Origin of the sequence: Vibrio fujianensis, from assembly GCF_002749895.1 — a bacterium.
Lineage (GTDB): Bacteria > Pseudomonadota > Gammaproteobacteria > Enterobacterales > Vibrionaceae > Vibrio > Vibrio fujianensis.
Genome location: NZ_NBUS01000042.1, coordinates 305575 through 309526 on the forward strand (window position 1 = coordinate 305575; position 3952 = coordinate 309526).

At 43.5% G+C, this 3952-nt stretch carries 2 protein-coding genes; one reads left to right on the forward strand and one right to left on the reverse strand.

Annotated features, from left to right (window positions below; translation table 11 throughout):
• Window positions 1–391, forward strand: a 391-nt coding sequence (locus B7C60_RS18870) for an HAD-IC family P-type ATPase (RefSeq protein ID WP_245869161.1), incomplete at its 5' end; no start/stop codon positions are given.
• Between the two features lie 135 nt (window positions 392–526).
• On the opposite strand, the gene B7C60_RS10440 is transcribed toward B7C60_RS18870, so the two are convergent.
• Complete coding sequence (locus B7C60_RS10440; RefSeq protein WP_099611593.1) at window positions 527–3178, reverse strand: beta-N-acetylhexosaminidase; 2652 nt, start codon at window positions 3176–3178, stop codon at window positions 527–529.
• Between the last annotated feature and the right edge of the window lie 774 nt (window positions 3179–3952).

Here is a 3952-nt window from a genome sequence, read left to right on the forward strand (position 1 = left end):
ATTGCAACAGCAAGGGCGGCATGTTGCGATGGTAGGAGACGGTATCAATGATGCGCCAGCGCTAGCACAAGCAGACATTGGAATAGCCATGGGTAGCGGCAGTGATGTCGCTATTGAAAGTGCGCAAATGACCCTCTTGAACTCCTCACCACTAGCCGTGGTGAATGCCATTGAACTCTCTAAAGCCACGTTGAAAAATATGCGTCAAAACCTCTTTGGTGCCTTTATTTACAATACACTTGGCATTCCGATTGCCGCAGGGGTGCTTTATCCTACATTTGGTTTTTTACTGAGCCCCGTTGTTGCCGGAGCCGCCATGGCGCTTTCTTCTATTACTGTGGTGAGCAATGCCAATCGACTACGCTTAGTTAAAACCCGTTTTGATGATTAATTGGTGTAGGGTGATCACAAAGGTAGCTATCGAGTTGATGTCTTCCTAAGTTGTTAAGCCTTGGCTTAACATAAAAAAGCCTCTCACGCGTGAGAGGCTTTTTTGATTGTGAAATGAACTCAATGTATCGAGTGATTATTCAATCATCGTAACACGACTTGCTCGTTGCCCACTGGCAGAGAGTGAACGAATCCACACTTTACCATTGACTTTAGGGGCATTCGCCGCATCAAAGTTCTGCCATTGCTCACCATCGAATGAATATTGCAACGTCACACCGGGGAACTGAACGTTCATGGCCAAATGTCCGTTCTTAATCACCGCTCCAGGAACAGGGAGGCGATAATCAATGCCTGCTTTTTCCAATTTTGCTAACTCACGTTGCCCAACCACATTGGCAAAGCGATTCCAGTCCGCCGTTAACGCTTTTTGGTTAACACGAGAGGTTTGCTGTGAGTATTCAACATCGACTCGGTAGCGATTCTCCCAACTGGCTTGGTGCCAAGCTCGCTCAGCGGCAGCCAATACGCGAGGAAAGACCATATATTCATATTGCTCATCATTGCGTACCGTTTCAGACCAAAGCTGGGCGGAGAGGCCATAGAATGGTTTCGCTTTCACTTCCCCTTTACCACTGAACCCATTGCCATCACGATCCAGTGAGGTTTCAGCATTTTGTGGCAAGTTCTCTGGTGCAAAACTAAACATTTTACGCGTATCGGTAGCACGTGTTGCCCAATAATAGCCCCGCTCTTTAGGGTCCGCTTCATAGGGCATATCCATATAAACATAGTCAGGGTTAGAAATAATCACATCATAACCTTTCTCGGCCCATTCATAAGCGGATGATGTTCCTCCCCAATACAAGACATCCCAGAAATTGACTCGCGTGCTCTGAGTGGCAAATGACTCCGGACTATCACTGTATTTCAATCCATCCTGCCAAGCTTGAAAGTGGGGAATTCCTTGTTGATTCACAAGCTTCGACACTTGTTCAGCAAAATGGCTAGGTAAATGAGCAAAATCACTCACTTCACCACTCGCGATCATTGCCTGACACTGTGGAGATTGAGCAAATGGTTTATCCTGCGCTGAAAGATCAATATTGCCTTTCCAACTCACTTTATCGGTCTCATTAACATCTTGGAAACCGGCACCCAACTTAATATTTTTCGCTTCATCACCACCAAAATGCCAAGTGGTTAACGGCATTCCCACTTGCTGGTGCATGGCAGCAATTTCACTGATCACTTTATCCACGAAGCGCGTCGATGAATCAAGGCAAGGGTTAATGAAACTTAAACGATCATAGAATTGCACTGTAGTCACATTTGAGGTGTCTTGTGGATCCAACAAACGGTACTCATTGGCTTCCGCTTCTTTTCCTGCTTGCATTAAACGCTGATAACGCGCTTCCATCGAAACAACAGCTGCACGTGCGTGAGCAGGCATATCGATTTCAGGAATCACTTCAATATGACGCGCCTTCGCATATTGCAAAATCTCAATGTAGTCCTCTTTACTGAAATAACCCGAACCAAAATTATCGCTTGTTGGCCCAGAACCTAACTGCGGTAATAGACATTCTGTCTCGGTTAAATCAAAACAGCGTTGCCCACCAATATCCGTTAATTCAGGTAACCCTGGAATTTCGATTCTCCATCCTTCGTCATCAGTAAGGTGTAGATGCAACTTATTCATTTTATACGCAGCCATTTGATCTAATGTCGCTAAAATTGCTGATTTACTATGGAAGTTGCGGGCAACGTCAATCATGATGCCACGATAATCAAAACGAGGGGCATCTTGAATAAAAAGTTGCGGTAATGTGTCTGGTTGCTGGCTATCAATCAACCCCAAAATTGATTGTACGGCATAAAAAGCCCCTGCTTGGTCAAAGGCATGAATGACGATACCTTTATCATTAATGCGCAGTTGATAGGCTCCTGACTTAGCCAACGCTCCACTAAATGACTTTGGTGTCACAGCAATAGAAACCGGAAGTGAACCATTCACATTCAGGCCAACCATCATCGCTCGTCTTTGAATGGCAGTAAGTTGTGCCTCGTCAAAAGCCGCTTTGGGCAGTGCTAAACCTGCCGAGATAGCTAAATTTCCATGACCTTTTTCCACTTTCATGGGGGTCGGTAATAAGGAACTTGACACATCTTGCAAAGTGACATCAGCGTTTTTTTCAAAACGAGTCAACGCATTCGCAAAGACATTATTATCGCTAGGGGTACGTTTTAGATTATTTCCGGCTAGCCCACTTACAAAACTATCCACCTCCTCAGTATTGAGTGAAGCAATCACTTTGGGTTCTGCATTCGGTGCCGTGATAAAAGCACGAGGCATAAAGTCTGTTTCAAACAGCTGCCAATATTCACCAATCAGAGGAAGCGTAATGGTTTCTCCCGCAGCAAAACCAGTAAATAACTCGGTGGGTTCCAGTTTATGTAAATCTCCCGTAACACGGGTCACTTTAAATTGATCACTGTCTACATCTAAAATCAAACGAATACTGTGAAAGTAAATGGCCCAATCTTTTGAATCAACCGCGTTACCTTGGTTTGCCAAAGTCATATTTACTTTATTACAAGAAGCCCACTCAGCGCCCAATGCTTGGCATTCAAGTCCTTCATCCGCACCATGGTTGGTGAAAACGGTATAATGAATATCTAGGTTATCCGCGAGTGAATTAACGACAGACTGGTTTGATGAGTTCATCATTGAGCAACCAGCTATAGTTGCTATCACTGAAACGGCAATCACACTCTTGTTCAACATAAGAAATACCTTACTTTTAGGTTGAAAATGGATGGGATGGTCATATCCCTTCACATCTCACGACGACATCAGCCAATGGCTACACTTGATGACGTTCACCATAACGCGAGTTATTTCTAGGCGTAAAATTAATCAAACCATGAGGTGATCAAGTTCAAAATCCAGCATTCAAAATAAAAATAAAAGCATTAATATCAAAAGGTTAACCTAAGCGTCAAAATCGACATTTCTATTTTGACGAGATTAATTCGATCAAAATCACATAAATAAGGCCCATTTCAATCCTTGGTGTGAAAAAATTCATCTTTCGCCATGAATACCGCCAATCAAGTTCGAGAAGATAAACGCTAATTTGTGACAAACATCGAACATTTATCTTCGTCAAATTTGTTTAAACTCCGCTAAAGTAACGTTTTTGTCGCACATAAATACTTGAGTCTGTCAGTCACTCTCTAGAAATTTAAAAGCCTCAGTCTTTTGACTGAGGCCTAAAGTAGTGGTCGGTGAAGAGCCTAGTTTGAAATATCAGGCGAACCACCGACTCTCTGTCAATCACTCTCTACAAACTTAAAAGCCTCAGTCTTTCGACTGAGGCCTAAAATAGTGGTCGGTGAAGAGCCTAATTTGAAATATCAGGCCAACCACCGACCCTCTGTCAATCACTCTCTACAAACTTAAAAGCCTCAGTCTTTTGACTGAGGCCTAAAATAGTGGTCGGTGAAGAGCCTAATTTGAAATATCAGGCGAACCACCGACCCTCTTTCAATCACTCTC

Coding starts and splice junctions, on each gene's coding strand:
- B7C60_RS10440 (WP_099611593.1), bottom strand. CDS start 3,178: ATGTTGAACAAGAGTGTGATTGCCGTTTCAGTGATAGCAACTATAGCT.